The sequence below is a fragment of the Rhodococcus sp. NPDC056743 genome (genome assembly GCF_042790355.1).
Classification (GTDB): Bacteria; Actinomycetota; Actinomycetes; order Mycobacteriales; family Mycobacteriaceae; genus Rhodococcus_F.
Genome location: NZ_JBHTZI010000010.1, coordinates 133,545 through 148,211, shown reverse-complemented (window position 1 = coordinate 148,211; position 14,667 = coordinate 133,545). Strand labels below are relative to the sequence as shown.

General features: G+C 61.1%; 14 protein-coding genes and 1 tRNA gene. 5 read left to right on the top strand and 10 right to left on the bottom strand.

Annotated features, from left to right (window positions below; all coding sequences use genetic code 11):
- Positions 1–43: 43 nt before the first annotated feature.
- Both ACFRFQ_RS23255 and ACFRFQ_RS23250 read right to left on the bottom strand, forming a co-directional pair.
- Complete coding sequence (locus ACFRFQ_RS23255; protein ID WP_378662829.1) at positions 44–2,407, bottom strand: EAL domain-containing protein; 2,364 nt, start codon at positions 2,405–2,407, stop codon at positions 44–46.
- The gene (locus ACFRFQ_RS23250; RefSeq protein WP_378662826.1) at positions 2,400–4,706 is read right to left on the bottom strand and encodes a putative bifunctional diguanylate cyclase/phosphodiesterase; all 2,307 of its coding nucleotides are present in this window, start codon (positions 4,704–4,706) and stop codon (positions 2,400–2,402) included. Before ACFRFQ_RS23250 ends, ACFRFQ_RS23255 begins: the two co-directional genes overlap by 8 nt.
- Positions 4,707–5,062: 356 nt before the next feature.
- Here ACFRFQ_RS23250 and ACFRFQ_RS23245 point away from each other — a divergent pair, with 356 nt between their 5' ends.
- Together ACFRFQ_RS23245 and ACFRFQ_RS23240 are read left to right on the top strand one after the other, a co-directional pair.
- The gene (locus tag ACFRFQ_RS23245) at positions 5,063–5,740 is read left to right on the top strand and encodes a tellurium resistance protein (protein WP_378662824.1); all 678 of its coding nucleotides are present in this window, start codon (positions 5,063–5,065) and stop codon (positions 5,738–5,740) included.
- A gap of 314 nt (positions 5,741–6,054) precedes the next feature.
- Positions 6,055–6,222, top strand: coding sequence for a hypothetical protein (locus tag ACFRFQ_RS23240; RefSeq protein WP_378662821.1), 168 nt, complete (start codon positions 6,055–6,057; stop codon positions 6,220–6,222).
- Positions 6,223–6,274: 52 nt separating this feature from the next.
- On the opposite strand, the gene ACFRFQ_RS23235 is transcribed toward ACFRFQ_RS23240, so the two are convergent.
- Complete coding sequence (locus tag ACFRFQ_RS23235) at positions 6,275–6,982, bottom strand: metal-dependent transcriptional regulator (RefSeq protein WP_378662819.1); 708 nt, start codon at positions 6,980–6,982, stop codon at positions 6,275–6,277.
- A gap of 104 nt (positions 6,983–7,086) precedes the next feature.
- Between ACFRFQ_RS23235 and ACFRFQ_RS23230 the strand changes: the two genes are divergently transcribed.
- Positions 7,087–7,767: a response regulator transcription factor gene (locus ACFRFQ_RS23230; protein WP_378662816.1), complete on the top strand. Its 681-nt coding sequence runs from the start codon at positions 7,087–7,089 to the stop codon at positions 7,765–7,767.
- Here the strand turns inward: ACFRFQ_RS23230 and ACFRFQ_RS23225 are convergent.
- Positions 7,764–9,170: an ATP-binding protein gene (locus ACFRFQ_RS23225; RefSeq protein ID WP_378662814.1), complete on the bottom strand. Its 1,407-nt coding sequence runs from the start codon at positions 9,168–9,170 to the stop codon at positions 7,764–7,766. The two genes, ACFRFQ_RS23230 and ACFRFQ_RS23225, sit on opposite strands and share 4 nt — an antisense overlap.
- 136 nt (positions 9,171–9,306) lie before the next feature.
- On the opposite strand from ACFRFQ_RS23225, the gene ACFRFQ_RS23220 reads away from it, so the two are divergent.
- On the top strand, positions 9,307–9,825 hold the full coding sequence (locus tag ACFRFQ_RS23220; RefSeq protein ID WP_378662811.1) for a hypothetical protein: 519 nt from the start codon (positions 9,307–9,309) through the stop codon (positions 9,823–9,825).
- Positions 9,826–9,887: 62 nt separating this feature from the next.
- Complete coding sequence (locus tag ACFRFQ_RS23215) at positions 9,888–10,238, top strand: DUF3703 domain-containing protein (protein ID WP_378662809.1); 351 nt, start codon at positions 9,888–9,890, stop codon at positions 10,236–10,238.
- Positions 10,239–10,400: 162 nt separating this feature from the next.
- Here the strand turns inward: ACFRFQ_RS23215 and ACFRFQ_RS23210 are convergent, their stop codons facing one another.
- The 6 genes from ACFRFQ_RS23210 to eno all read right to left on the bottom strand — a co-directional run bounded on the left by ACFRFQ_RS23210 (position 10,401) and on the right by eno (position 14,539).
- The gene (locus ACFRFQ_RS23210) at positions 10,401–10,745 is read right to left on the bottom strand and encodes a TraR/DksA family transcriptional regulator (protein WP_378663326.1); all 345 of its coding nucleotides are present in this window, start codon (positions 10,743–10,745) and stop codon (positions 10,401–10,403) included.
- Positions 10,746–10,883: 138 nt separating this feature from the next.
- Positions 10,884–10,960: transfer RNA gene (locus tag ACFRFQ_RS23205), tRNA-Leu, on the bottom strand.
- A 100-nt stretch (positions 10,961–11,060) separates the two neighbouring features.
- Positions 11,061–12,023, bottom strand: a complete 963-nt coding sequence (locus ACFRFQ_RS23200) for an exopolyphosphatase (protein ID WP_378662806.1) — start codon at positions 12,021–12,023, stop codon at positions 11,061–11,063.
- Positions 12,020–12,565 (bottom strand): DUF501 domain-containing protein, encoded by a 546-nt coding sequence (locus ACFRFQ_RS23195; protein WP_033234548.1) that lies wholly within the window; start codon positions 12,563–12,565, stop codon positions 12,020–12,022. The genes ACFRFQ_RS23200 and ACFRFQ_RS23195 overlap by 4 nt, the downstream gene beginning before the upstream one ends.
- Positions 12,562–13,230 carry a septum formation initiator family protein gene (locus ACFRFQ_RS23190; RefSeq protein WP_378662803.1) on the bottom strand — a complete coding sequence of 223 codons (669 nt, stop codon included), beginning with the start codon at positions 13,228–13,230 and terminating at the stop codon, positions 12,562–12,564. The genes ACFRFQ_RS23195 and ACFRFQ_RS23190 overlap by 4 nt, the downstream gene beginning before the upstream one ends.
- Before the next feature lie 22 nt (positions 13,231–13,252).
- Positions 13,253–14,539, bottom strand: coding sequence for a phosphopyruvate hydratase (eno, locus tag ACFRFQ_RS23185; RefSeq protein WP_033234550.1), 1,287 nt, complete (start codon positions 14,537–14,539; stop codon positions 13,253–13,255).
- Positions 14,540–14,667: the final 128 nt, after the last annotated feature.

Here is a 14,667-nt window from a genome sequence, read left to right as displayed (position 1 = left end):
AAGTGCACCATCACACAAAGAGAAAACAAACGCCTCGACGTTCTCACTCAGCGGCCGAAGACCATCCAATTTTCCGGCGAGACTCGATGAAATCGTCGACGTCGGCCGCCGGCATCGGACGACCTTCCAGATAACCCTGGACGACGCGACACCCGCACTCGGCCACCACGGCTCTTTGGCGATCGGTTTCGACGCCCTCGGCAACGGTGTCCAAGCCCATCGACTCGGCAATGTCGACAATGGCGCGAAACACCGCGGTTCTCGACTCCGTCGGGTCGGCGTCCAATTGACTCACAAAAGCGCGGTCGATCTTCAATCTGTCCACCGGCAGCATGGACAGGCTCGCAACCGAGGAGTACCCGGTACCGAAATCGTCCATCGCGATGGCAACACCCAACTCCGCGATACGTACCAGGACTTCTCGATCCGAGTCGTCGATGACCAACGATTCGGTCACCTCGAGCTCGAGTCTCTCCGCAGCCAAGCCTGTCTCGCGGAGAACGTCGCGAACGGATTCGACGTACCCCACCGAACGCAACTGCACCTGTGAGACATTCACCGCAATGCGCACGTGGTCCGGCCAGGTCGTCGCCAAAGCGGACGCGGTTCGCAAGACCTCCGCCCCGATGGGAACGATCAAACCTGTTTCCTCCGCAACCGGGATGAAATCAGCCGGTGAAACTACACCGGACACGGGGTGGTTCCACCTCAACAACGCCTCGAACCCCACCACGGCTCCATCGGCCGCCGACACCTGCGGTTGGTAAGCAAGTTCGAACTCGCCGTTCTGCACCGCCATTCGAAGATCCAGGAGTGCCCTGGCCCTACCGGTAGCGCGCTCACGCAGAGTCGAGTCGAACCGTCGAATCTGATTCCGGCCGCTCACCTTCGCGTGATAGAGCGCGAGGTCCGCGACAACGACCAAATCATCGAGGGTCGTCGCATCATTCGGAAGGCAGCCGTATCCGAGGCTTCCCCGAACCCTGATCGAATTGCCCGCAAAGACGAACGGGACGTCTATCGCATCGACGATCGACTGGAACCGAGCCTTGACTTCCTGCCCGTCGTCGATCCCGCTGAAAGCCACGGCAAATTCGTCTCCACCGAGGCGAGCACAGATTTCGGTCGGGCGTAGCACTGCGTTCAACCGCGCCGCCACATCGACCAGCACGTCGTCGCCGACCCGGTGCCCCCAGCGATCGTTGATCGACTTGAAGTTGTCGAGATCGACCATGGCCAGCCAGATGCCGGCTCCGCCGGCGATCATCTCCGACAACTGCGCCGTGAACGTGTAGCGATTCTGGAGTCCGGTGAGCGAATCCACCTCGGCAAGCTCGCGAATGTACTCCCGCTGTTGATGAACGCGCGTGATGTCGGAGCCGACGCCGCGCCACCCGCCGTCGGAAAGCCTGTTGCTCCCACGATGCCCGGACAGCGACCACCGCCGAGGTCGACCACCGATCCACACATCCAGTTCGATGTCACGGAATGCGTCACCGTGGTCAAGACACGCAACGAGTTGGTCGAGCGCACTGCGACCGGTCGCTGTTCGGTCGGCTCCGACACTTCGGAGAATCTCGTTCATCGTCCGTCCACGGATCTCGTCGACCGGCAATCCGAGACTCTCCGCAAAACGATGGGACACAACCACGGCGACGCCCTCGTCATCGGTTTCCCACAGCCAGTCCTGCGCACCGTCTTCGAGGTCGTTGAGTAGGAGTTCGACAAGATCGCGCTGATCTTCCGCAGTGAGTTCGGCCCGGAGTCGACGCTCGAAAACGGTTGCCAATGCAAATGTGCCGCACTGGAGTGAGACGAGGTAGACGCCGAGCAACGCCAGTAGCACCCAACGCTCCGGGCCTGGTTCAGTCCAGAACCCCCACGCCAGCCCCCCGCCGACAATCAAGATCCACACTGTCGTCAAACCCCGGAACATGACTACCGGAAAGATCCCTACTACTACGCCTCCCAACAAGATTGCCGTCAGCGTCAATTCTTCGGCGGCTTCGAGAATCGGGAAGAGAACTACAGCCGCCCACGCCAGCAGCGCCCCCCACACGAGCACCTGAACCGCCATGACGACAAGGCCGGTGATCTCCCACGCGGGCTCGCGCGTTTTGAGCCGCGTCAACCAGAAAACGGTGAGCACAACATTGGTTGCAAGTACCAATGCCATCCACGTCCATCTGAACCACCCGGTTTCGACGGGCATGAAAGCAACGACAATGCTCAGCGAACAAGCTGCGATGAGGAATGCCAAAGGCATGACACGCGCGGAGTAGTGCAATCGGCGGATGAGGAGTCTGCGATCTTCGTAGTACGACGCGGGCTCCCCCGTCCACGACGGGTCGATCAGATGAAGCAGAGTGTGGAATGCCCGCTGTCTCATCCCTCTGCTCTCACTCATCGTGCACCGACACGATCCGCATCAGATGCTCGAGCGTCATCGCGTCACCCGCGACACGACCCTGCACCGTCTGGACTTTCATGTCGGCAGCGGCCGCGAGTTGCTCCTCGCTGTCGACCCCCAGCATCACCGGCTCCAGGCCCAACGACTCGACCAAGGTCACAACGGCGGCAAGAATCGGCCACTGGCCCCGAACGGTTCCCGAGAATGATCGATCGACGCGGACGCGGGTGAAGGGTAGATCCGACAGCGATGCAAGGGACGAGAATCCAGCTCCGAATTCGTCGACGGTCAGCGAAACACCAAGCCCGGCAACTCCACGCATCCCAGTCATAGCTCGATCCGAGATCGCCGATGATTCGGTGAGCTGCAACTCGATTCGACGAGCGAGAACGCCCCACCTGCCCAATGCGTCCGCAACATGGTCGACGAGCCCGTCCGATTCGAGTTCACGCCCGGATACGCTGATCGCCACCCTGATATCGCCCGGCATTCTCGACGCAGCGCTACATGCCTTCTCGAAGAGCATCGAGCCGACGGTCGACGACAACCCGGCGTCGTCGACGACAACCATGAATTCGGTTGCCGGGACCATTCCCAGTCTCGGGTTATGCCACGTCGCCTTGACCTCTACCGCGACTATCGCACGCGAAGCTACGTCGAGCTGCGGCAGAAAGCTGAGCTCGACATCATCCGGGGATATGCCATTTCCTATGTCTTCCAACAGATGTGCGCGTCTGGTCGCAATCAATTGCATCGAATGCTGATACTGGAGGATTGTTCCCCGGCCCGATTCCTTGGCTGCGTAGAGCGCAAGGTCCGCCGCAATCAACAACGCATCAGCGGTTTGTCCGGGAGCAGCCGGAACGTGGAAACCTATGCTGCATCCGATATCCAACCGGTTGCCCGACACCAAAATCGGCTCTCGGAGAATATCGACGTAACTCAGCAAATTCGTATGCACGCTGTCGTGATCGTCGACCTCTCGGAACAAGATTGCGAACTCGTCACCGCCGAGGCGCGCACAGAGGTGTGATGCACCGCCCACCCCCGACATTCGTGCGCCCACCTCTTTCAGCACTTCGTCGCCGATCGAATGTCCCAGCGTGTCGTTCACCGATTTGAAGTTGTCCAGATCCAGCATCGCCAGCGCGATCCGAGGTTTCCCCTGCTCCGAGTTACGCACGCTACGTTCGAGTTCCAGCCAGAAATTGTGCCGGTTAGGCATTCCGGTCAGTGCATCGATCAATCCCATACGAACGATTTCGTCGCTCTGAATCTTCACATCGGTGACGTCCGAGCCGACGCCGCGCCAGACAAAATCGTCGGGTGCCAGCCCTGGTGTAGGTCGCCCGGACAGTTTCCACCACCGTATGGCGCCGCGAACCCGCACCGGAAGCATGACGTCGACAAATGCGTCCTTTGTACTACGCGCCGTCTCGAGTTCCAATAACGCGTCACGTCCGCCGGGTAGGTCGTAAGACCCCAGCTCGGCAAAAAGTTCCTGCCACGACAAGCCTCGCACCGAGGCCGGATCAATCCCGGCGTCGAACGCGAGTCTGCTGGGAATCCGCAAGAACCGACCTTTGCTATCGGTTTCCCACACAAAATCGGCGGCATTACCTTCGAAATCGTCGAGCAGCATTTGCGCGACGGTGCGCTCTGCCGCGGCGCTCAGTTCAGCTTTGTAGCGCCCTTCGATATGCCCGGACACCACGATCGTGCCGGCGATCAGCGCGCTGCCGTACACCAGGAGACTGATCAGAAGCCGTCCGAATTCCGGGCCTGGTTGCTGCCAGAAGGCGATGCCGAGAGTTACCGTGCTCGACACAATCCAGATGACCCCCAGCGAGCGCAGCACCGCTGTGGCGAGCGCGCCCGCGCCGATGATCGCCGCCATCGTAGCCGTCATCACCAGGTCACCGGCGTCGCTCAAAATCGGGTACAAGACAATCGCAAGCCCTGAATAAAGAAGGCCTGCTGCGGCAAACTCGAATGCCAGGAAAGAAAAGGCGAGGCGATCAGACTGCATGATCGCCCCTCGCCTGACGGCAAATCCCACATACGCACCGACAACGCCGACTACTCCTGCGGCAATCGGCCAGACCCTGAGCCACAGGCCACCGTCTTCGGGAATGACATATATCGACAAACCGAACACAACCAGAAGGTGAACCGCCGAGGCCCACGGCAGCATCGTGAAGCTGACCGTGATCTGACGGCTCCGGAGGTCACGACGCTGCGCCGTCGTCAGGGCGCGTACCTCGCCGAGCAGTGCCGAACGTGGTTCGAAAACCATCGAGCCCCCTCGCCCGTCTGACGTTGTGCGGACCGACCTATGTGCAGCCTTTCACCAATCGGGCAATTATGCCGTAACAAGAATCCATCCATCGATATGGATGTCCAAGTGGCACTATTGCAGGAAACCACACGATTGCCTCGAAGTCAGCAAACAACGAGCGCCACCATGGAAACATCATGCGAAATCGGTCGGCTTGTGCACTGGTCGACGAGGCTTGGTAGACATCCGCACCGTCACCAGAATCGGACATCAGGAACAATGGGATCTGATCGACCATCAAACGACAAAATCGCACAAGATCGCGCACCAGGTTCCACGATCGAACTCTTCGGGTTCAGAGAAGGACAACAACGATGGCAATCGACTACACCCGGCGCCCCTCGGAATCCACGCCCCCCACCGGCTCGGTCAATCTGAGCAAGATCACACTGACCAAGGCCGCACCGACGGTCAATCTCGCCAAGGCCGGCGAACGCCAAGGAAACATGCGTGTGAATCTCAACTGGTCACAAGGCGCCGCGCCGAAGAAGACAGGTTTTCTGGCCAAACTTGCCGGCGCGGGATCTGGCGCAGTCGATCTTGATCTCGGCTGTCTCTACGAACTCGCGGACGGCTCCAAAGGGGTTGTCCAGGCACTCGGCAAGAGCTTCGGAGCGTTGAATACCCCGCCGTTCATCATGTTGGACGGCGACGATCGCAGCGGTTCCAACACCGGCGGCGAGAACATGCACATCAATCTCGCCGACCCGAGCGTCTTCCGACGGATTCTGATCTTCGCGATGATCTACGACGGCGCACCCAACTGGGCCGCCGTCGACGGTGTCGTCACGCTGATACCGACCAACGGCCCCCAGGTGGAGGTTCGACTGGACTCTGCCAGCAATCAGGCCCGCATCTGCGCAATTGCCTTCATCCAGAGTTCGGGACAAGGCGTGAGTGTTACCCGGGAAGTGCAGTACATCAACGGCAGCCAGTCCGACCTCGACCGCGCATACAGCTGGGGCATGCAGTGGTCCGCTGGTCGTAAATAGGCAGGGACACAGACAATCAAGCACTGCCGTTATTGCGCAATTTGTCCATATTTGACTGCGGAATTGGCTAGGCTCGATCGCTGTAGGGTCAGACATGAGGGGTCAACTCGACACCGATAGTGGGTCGGCCGTGCTATGTGCTTAGTCCGGTCGGCGGTGATGCCCCGATTCCCTCGAGATCGGGGCATCGCCTCATTCGATCGTCAAACACCTTTCGCTATTTCACGTCTGGTTTCACAGCTCTCCGGCACGGGTACCAGGGAGGAAGTTCTCCTCGAGCGTCTCCAAAGACAGAACTGGTGATCCGAATGTGGGTGAAGCGAACCGACGCAGCACTGATCGTCGTCGTTGCCGTCATTCTCGGGATCATGGTGTGGATCTCGAGTTCTCACCTTTTCGCATCAATCGGGGTCACCGTCGCCGCTGCCACCATCTGCTGGATTGCGTGCGGATTCATCCACGGATTCCATTCCCCGAATTGATCTTCAGACTGACCGTCAACGAATAATCAAGTACTGCAATAATTCTGACCGATCAGTTCAGCGCCGATACATTCGAAGAGTTGGGTGTGCAGTCGACATCGATAATGTGGGCCAGTTTCATCGGGAGCCTTATTTCATCCAGCCCGCGGACGGCGTAGGACTTCTCGCGTAGCCGAATCGTCACGCGGGCACCGGGAATGACGCCGGCGTTCACCAAAAATGAGATGAGTTCGGGGTCGGACTGGGCATGTTCGGAAATGCACCGGACGATGCCGACTACTGGCAGTACCGATTCCGAGATGTCGGCCAGTTTTGTTGCTGCAATGGATGTTTCAACCTTGATTCCGAAGTGCTCCAACCCTGGAATGGGATTTCCCCACGGAGACGTAGTCGGACCACCGAGGATGTCGACGATGCGGCGCTCGGCCGCCTCACTCATGACGTGTTGCCAACGGCAAGCTTCCCCATGCACAAGTGTTGCCGGCATATTGATGATGTCGGTGAGTAGTCGCTCGGCAAGTCGATGTTTGCGCGTGACCTCGATGGCACGGGCGCTTCCCTGCTCGGTAAGTCCGATTCGGTTGTCGTCGTCGATCGAGACCAGACCGGCGCGTTTCATACGTGCCACGGTTTGAAATACCGTCGGCGCAGCTTGGTGCATTCGTTCGATCAGTCGGGATTGCCGCACCGGGACGCAGTCCTCGTTGAGGTCGTAGATGGTCCGCAGATACATTTCAGTGGTGTTGACGATTTCCTTCACGCGGCCGGGCGCCTTTCCGAACAGGAGTCGAGCTTGCTCGAACCGAGTGATGTTTCCGATACCGCACTTTGGTTGTGCCGCATCGGAGCAGGGATACTGGAGGCGTGCGAATTCTTGTGGTGGACGACGATCGTAATGTCGCGGAAACTGTGCGGCGGATGCTCGTGGCCGAAGGCTGGGTCGTGGACGTCGAACATGACGGCCGCGCCGGACTCGAGAAGGCGACCACCGAACATTTCGACGTCGTCATTCTCGACATCATGATGCCCGCCCTCAACGGGTACGAGGTGGTGCGGCAATTGCGCCGCGACGGTGTGTGGACACCGGTGTTGATGTTGACTGCCAAGGACGGAGAATACGACCAGGCCGACGCCTTCGATTTCGGTGCCGACGACTACCTGACCAAGCCCTTTTCGTTTGTCGTACTGATCGCGCGCCTGCGGGCGCTGGTGCGCCGCGGCGCACCGGAGCGGCCGGTGGTGTTGACTGCTGGGTCGCTGAGCGTCGATCCCGCCGCTCACGTCGCCAAACGAGGTAGTACCGAATTGACCTTGGCACCAAGGGAGTTCGGAATGCTCGAGTTCCTGATGCGACGCAAGGGCGAAGTCGTGACCAAAACCGAAATCCTCCAGTCCGTGTGGGACATCAATTACCGCGGTGACGAGAACGTCGTGGAGGTGTACGTCAGCTACCTGCGGCGACGGATCGACACCCCGTTCGGGTGCAAGTCGATCGAGACGATCCGCGGAGTCGGCTACCGACTCGCAGCCGACGGCGGAGGTTAGTCGACCCACGGCGCTACCGGGAGCCTGAATCCGACAACGGCCCCACCGCCGGGTGCATCTGCGACAGTGACGCTTCCGTGGTGCGCCCGCACGATCTCGTCGACAATCGACAGACCGAGACCCGAACCGCCACTGCTGCGTTCGCGGACGGTGTCCAGACGGACAAAGCGCTGCAAGACCCGCGATTTATCGGCATCGTCAATCCCCGGCCCATTGTCGGACACGGTCACACTCACGTGGCGCTGATCGGCATCGACGGTTATTGCGAAGTCCAGACGGTCATGAGTGTGACGAGATGCGTTGTCCGCGATGTTACGCAAGGCTCGAGCCAGTTTCTCTCCGTCGCCTCGCACCCGCACAGCGCTGATCTTCGCGGTAATCGTGTGGCGGCCAAACGCTTCGAGGCGTGCAACCTCGGCGCTGACCACCTCGTCGAGGTCAACGTCGGCCAGCCGCAACGGCACTCCGCGCTCGTCGGCGCGCGCCAGGAACAGCAGGTCCGAGACCATTCCCTGGAGCCGAAGCGCCTCGGGCATCATGACCGTCGCCACCGTATCCGGGTCGATGGGCTGCTGCGTTGTTCGGGACAAATCAAGCAGACCCACCAGTGTGGTCAGCGGACTGTTGAGCTCGTGCGACGCGTCGTTCACGAAGCCCATCTGCTCGGCTCGGGCAGTGCCGATGCGGTCGAGCATCGCATTCATTGTGATTGCCAGAGTGGCGATCTCGTCCCCGGTATCGGGTATCGGCACCCGCTGATCGAGGTCTCCACCGGTAATGTCGTCGACCTGTTTGCGAATGTCGTCAACCGGTTTCAGCGTCCGGGTGACAAAGTAATGGGTCAGGACAGCTGTCCCGATCACGATGATCGGGATCACTACGGCAGCCAGCGCAGCAACAAAGCGGAAGAGCGAGTCGAGTCGTCTCTCGGCCGCGCCGACTTCCACTGTGACCGGTTCGCCCCCGGGAGCGAGTACACCGACAAGTGCGCCTCGATACAGGGGGCCTTCGGGGGTTGTTCGCAGTCCGCTTTCCCGTCGTTCCTCGCCAGGGTTCAGGCCCGAGGAGAGCGGACCAGCCGGATAGCGCTCCCCACTGAACACCACGCGCCCAGCGTTGTCCACCACCTGAATGATGTCGACATATCGGCTGTCGGTCAGCAACGACTCGTCGAGGCCGGCGAGCCCCTTCGACTCGACTACGGCCGCAATCTGCCTCGCGCGGGCAGTTGTTGCCACGTCGGCGGATTGCCGCGACGACTGGTGCAGGGCGTAGAGCACTGCCCCGGCCGCAACAGTCAACGTGAGCGCAACGAGCAATGTCGCCAGCACCGTCAGACGGGTACGCACAGGCCTGAGCCGCCGCCGAATGCGGCCGGTCCACGCAGTGAGTGAGGAGTGCACGAGTCAGACAGTAGCCGCGCCATGCGGTCGACCCGTAGTGCAACTCAGCGTCCCCTAAGTATTGCTGGTCCAGGATGCATTCTGTGCGACTTGCCAAGGTGCGGTCGTCACCACACAAATCGAAGGGACACCATTCATGGCTACTCGTACCGGGCACCGCCTGGCCGTTGCCGGCACCATCGCCGGCCTCTCGGCACTCGCCCTCGTCGTCAACCCGGCAATCGGCTCCGCGGCGATTACCGGCGGCGCATCCGTGCACGCAAACGCCGGGGCAGGCACCATCACGACGTCGATCACCGGGCTCAACACCACCAAGGCTTTCGTCAAGTGCGAGGGCACCGTCTACCGCGCCGACGCCACGATCCTGGACTCGACCACCAAGGTCGGCTCCAGCTACCTCGTCGTGGGCGACACCATGGTCGCCGGCCAGGTCCTGACCAACGCCTCCGGCATCGGCACCTCCGCCGTCTTCCCCGACGGTGAATACCAGGTCCGGACCAAGTGCAAGGAAGACGGCGACACCGACTACCAGGATCCGATCGCATCGGTCCGCGTCACTGTCACCAGCAACACCCCGCCGGCTACCGGTTCGCTTGACCCGTCCGCACTCATCAAGGGCCTGCTCGACGGCGTACTGAGCCAGTTCGGCAGCTAGAGCGTCTGACTGCACACGCGGCGCGAACACCACACAGTCGAATCCGAACGAAGGAACCCGTCATGACAAGGATGCCCGAGCGTATTCGCGCCGCGTACAACGCCGAAATGTACGACGTCGGAACTACCAGCGACGACGCGCAGAAATGGATTCACCTCGAGCAGGCGCACATCTTGGCGCAGCCGTACCCGTGGCCGCATACGCGCAATCACATCGCGATGCTCACTCTCGCAGTGCGACAACGTGACTGGCGTGAAGCTCGAGGTCAACTCGTGCGGATCGTTGTTGCTGCGCCCGGTTCGGCTCTGCGCCGCTACCCCACCGGCAACACCGGACGCACTGCTGCCGGCCTCACGACACCGATGCCGATACCGGATCATCTGGCCAACCTTCTCACCAATTCGGCTTCTTGACGATGCGATAGTCGGTGGGCGAAGTGCGGCGTCGGCCAACTCATTCGATTTGACCGAATGCGCTTGGTTCGGAGTCGAACTCGGGGCACAGTCACCAAATCGAGACTCCAGCTACCCGGGCGCACGACAGTCTTCTCGATGCCGGATACACACACAAAACCGTCATCGACTCCGTCGCACACACTCGATGCACTGCCGCGCAGTGGGTAGCGCCTCCAGTCTGGCGTCTGCAATCGACTCCTGGCAGACCTCACAAATTCCGTAGTCACCTGACCGGAGGCGGGTTGTCGCCGCATCCAAATCCCGCAATTCGGCTTCGGTATCGGCAATTAGAGACGCGATTTTGGCCCGCTCGAACGCGATAGTCGACCCTTCGGGATCGTGTTCATCGTCGTCGGTCGTCCAGCGGGAACCTTCGATTATGGCTTCGAGTCCTTCGCGGAGTGATGCCAATCGGTGCTCTGCCCGCCGCCGTTCAAGGCTGATGGTCGTGTGGAAATCCTGCATCATGGTATTCAACGCTGCCCAAGCACCGCGCACAATGCGTGCGATCGGCTGGTCGGAGAGAGCTGCGTACCCATTGCGTACCGAAGCGAAATTGGATGAACATCCGAGGCTTCGAATTGTGCGGTGAGCTGGTCTTTTTGGTGCCCCCAGTCGGACTTGAACCGACACTTGACGGATTTTAAGTCCGTTGCCTCTGCCAATTGGGCTATGGGGGCCAACCCTGTTGCGATCGGTTTCCCGACAACAACAGGGATCACACTATCGTGCGCTCAGAGGCATCGTCATCAGACCCACCGATCGTGATGCCCATCAGCACTATTGGGCGGGGTGTAGCGGGATCGACATGGCAATACCGTCGAGGATGTCGTGCTCGCTGACCACAAGTTCTGTGATTCCCGCCTTGTCCTCGAAGGCTCGCGCGAGGACGGTCGTAACAATCGCTCCGCCGCCGATCACGTCCACACGGCCGGGATGCATCGGCCCGAATTTCGCTCGCTCGGCGCGTGGCATCGCAGTGAGTCGCTCACACACGTCGATCAAACGACCGAAGGAAATTCGCGACAGATGCACTTTGTCTGCGTCGTAGTCCGGCAGATCCTGCGCAATTGCCGAAAGCGTGGTCATAGTTCCCGCAACACCAACCAAGGTGCGCGCTTTCTCGATGGGTACCACCGAGAAGGCTTCCGCGAGCTTGGCGGACGCGAATTCTGTTGCCTCGGAGACCTGTTCAGTGGTCGGAGGATCGGAATGCAGGCACCGTTCGGTCACCCGAACACAGCCGATGTCGGTGGAATACGCAGCCTGAACACCAGCAGAGTCGCCGAGAACCAGCTCTGTGGATCCGCCACCGAGATCGACCACCACAAAGGGGCCTTCAGACGGATCGAGCTCTCCCACAGCACCACTGAAGGACAGTCGTGCTTCCTCGTCCCCGGAGATCACCTCAGCGCCCGCGCCGGGAATCACGCTACCCAGCACTTCCTGCGTCATCGTGAAGAAGTCGTCGCGGTTGGATGCATCGCGCGTCGCGGAGGTGGCAACCATACGAACGGCGCTTGCTCCAGCGTCGGCGATCATGCCCGCGTACTCGACCAATGCGACACGTGTGCGTTCGATGGCTTCGGGAGCCAAAGTTCCTGTTGCGTCGACACCTTGACCGAGGCGGACAACCCGCATTTCACGCCGGACGTCGACCAATCGCCTGTCTGCCCCGACATCAGCGATCAGCAGGCGGATGGAATTGGTGCCGCAGTCGACGGCGGCAACGCGCACTGTCACTTCTCGGGATCTACTGCGTCATCGATGCCCGGCCAGTCAGCGGGGATCGCGGTGCCGCGCAGCTTGCCCTTTCCAGCCAGCGCTACCGACTCGTCACCGAGCGGATTGACGCCCGGCCCCTTGGCCAGTGAATGCGCCATCAGAACGTGCAGGCACTTGACGCGATCCGGCATCCCGCCGCCGGCGAAATCGGTACCGAGGGATTCGATGGCGTCACGCTCGGCAAGATACGACTCGTACGCACGGCGGTACGCAGCAGCCAACTCAGGATCCTGCGTCAGGCGCTCGGTCATCTCACGCATCACACCGGCAGACTCCTGACGACTGGCCTCAGCGGTCAGCCTGGGATCCGTCAAGTAGTACAGCGTCGGGAAAGGTGTTCCGTCAGGAAGTTTGGGAGCTGTCTTGACCACGCCGGGTGTGCCGTCGGGACTGCGGTACGCAATCTCGAGCACTCCGCGCGGCTCACGGCCCAACTGAGCTGCGACGGCGTCAAGATCGGCCTGCGCGACGTGAGGGGAATTTTCGGACGGCTTGCTCACCCGGTGGGTACTCCTTGTTCTTCTGACTGCTCTGTCGGCATCACCGGCATCGGCGCCGGCGTAGCCTTCGTTTCGGGAACCACTGGTGGCTCCGAAATCGTCTGCCACAGATCGCGATACCACGGACCTGTCAGCGGGGCTTCTTCAACTTGCTTCTTCTCGGGTTCTTGATAGTCACCGGGAAGCTGTACCTGGAACGGCGTTTCGCCGGGCTTGACGTACCGAAGACGTTCCCGCGCAAGAGCTTCGATATAGGCGGGATCGTCGAAACGCGCATTCTGCTGTCGAAGCGCATCGACTTCCGATTGGAGAACGCGTCGTTCGGCAGCGATCTGAGCGGCATCGGAACGCTGAGAGATGTACGTGCGCAACGGCACCGCCAACGTCAATGCGAGCATCAGAACGACCATCGCGAGAACGACCGCCCGGCTGGTCGAGAGCCCGAAGACCGTGTGGTCGGAACTGGGCAGTCTCGACCAGAACTTGCGCGTCGACGCCGTTGTTGCCTTGGCTCCGGCCGACGCTGTTTCCGCCGCCTCGGCCTCGGTGCCGCGTGCCCGGCGGGTACTGCTGAATTTGGTGCGACGAGCAGTGTCTGCGCGCCCGGAACCACGACCCCCCGGACTTCCTCCGGGGGATCGTGGCTTACCGCGTTGTGCAGACACTGCTGATACCTAAATGCGTTGCTCAGGCCTCGAACGCGAAGCGCGGGAATGCAACCTCGCCGGCGTAACGAGCGGCATCACCGAGGTTCTCCTCGATGCGCAGCAACTGGTTGTACTTGGCGACGCGCTCGCTACGAGCCGGCGCACCCGTCTTGATCTGGCCGCTGCCGACGGCAACTGCGAGGTCCGCAATGGTGGTGTCCTCGGTCTCGCCGGACCGGTGGCTCATCATCGTCTTGTAGCCGTTGCGGTGAGCGAGGTCGACTGCGTCGAGGGTCTCGGTCAGCGTGCCGATCTGGTTGACCTTGACCAGCAGTGCGTTTGCCGCGCCCTTGACGATGCCCTCTTCGAGGCGCTCGGGGTTGGTGACGAACAGATCGTCGCCGACGAGCTGAACCTTGTTACCGATCTGGTCGGTGAGTGCAACCCAGCCGTCCCAGTCGTCTTCGTCGAGCGGATCCTCGATGGAGACGAGCGGGTATGCGTCGATGAGCTCGGCGTAGAACGCTGCCATCTCGGCCGCCGTGCGGTTCTTGCCCTCGAACTTGTAGCCGGTGCCGTCGGTGTAGAACTCGGTAGCTGCAACGTCGAGCGCGAGCGCGACATCGGTGCCCAGCTTGAGTCCGGTCTTGTTCACGGCAATCGTGATGAGGTCGAGAGCTTCCTTGGTGCCGGCAACGTCAGGCGCGAATCCGCCTTCGTCTCCGAGGCCCGTGGACAGACCCTTCTCCTTCAGGACGGACTTGAGGGAGTGGTAGACCTCGGCACCCCAGCGCAGGGATTCCTTGAAGCTCGGTGCACCGATCGGAGCAACCATGAACTCCTGGACATCGACGCCGGTGTCGGCGTGGGCCCCACCGTTGAGGATGTTCATCATCGGAACAGGCAGCACATGGGCGTTGGGGCCACCGACGTAACGGAACAGCTCCAGGCCCGAAGACTCCGCTGCGGCGCGGGCCACTGCCAGCGACGCACCGAGGAGTGCGTTGGCACCGAGTCGAGACTTGTCCGGAGTGCCGTCAGCGTCGAGCAGCGCCTGGTCGACAGTGCGCTGTTCGGTGGCGTCGATGCCGATGATTGCGGGCGCGATCTCGCCGAGAACTGCCTCGACTGCCTTCTCGACACCCTTTCCGCCGTAGCGAGCGCCACCATCGCGCAACTCGACGGCTTCGTGCTCACCGGTGGATGCGCCGGAGGGCACTGCTGCCCGGGCGAAACTTCCGTCGTCGAGCAAAACCTCAACTTCAACCGTGGGGTTGCCACGGGAATCAAGGATCTCGCGAGCTCCGACCTGCTCAATACTGGCCACTGTGTGGTTCTCCTTCGATGGGCTTCGCATTGGGGCGCACTCCGCGTGCGTGGACATTAGGACACACACTGCGTGCATGGGCATTGGACCACGATCGTGCCGGGGCCCCCGTAGTGCCAGCACACAGC

What these genes read in the sequence shown, in the direction of transcription:
- ACFRFQ_RS23215 (WP_378662809.1), top strand. Translation starts at nt 9,888, where the DNA reads ATGACAAGGATGCCCGAGCGTATTCGCGCCGCGTACAACGCCGAAATG.
- ACFRFQ_RS23255 (WP_378662829.1), bottom strand. Translation starts at nt 2,407, where the DNA reads ATGAGTGAGAGCAGAGGGATGAGACAGCGGGCATTCCACACTCTGCTT.
- ACFRFQ_RS23250 (WP_378662826.1), bottom strand. Translation starts at nt 4,706, where the DNA reads ATGGTTTTCGAACCACGTTCGGCACTGCTCGGCGAGGTACGCGCCCTG.
- ACFRFQ_RS23220 (WP_378662811.1), top strand. Translation starts at nt 9,307, where the DNA reads ATGGCTACTCGTACCGGGCACCGCCTGGCCGTTGCCGGCACCATCGCC.
- ACFRFQ_RS23245 (WP_378662824.1), top strand. Translation starts at nt 5,063, where the DNA reads ATGGCAATCGACTACACCCGGCGCCCCTCGGAATCCACGCCCCCCACC.
- ACFRFQ_RS23210 (WP_378663326.1), bottom strand. Translation starts at nt 10,745, where the DNA reads ATGCAGGATTTCCACACGACCATCAGCCTTGAACGGCGGCGGGCAGAG.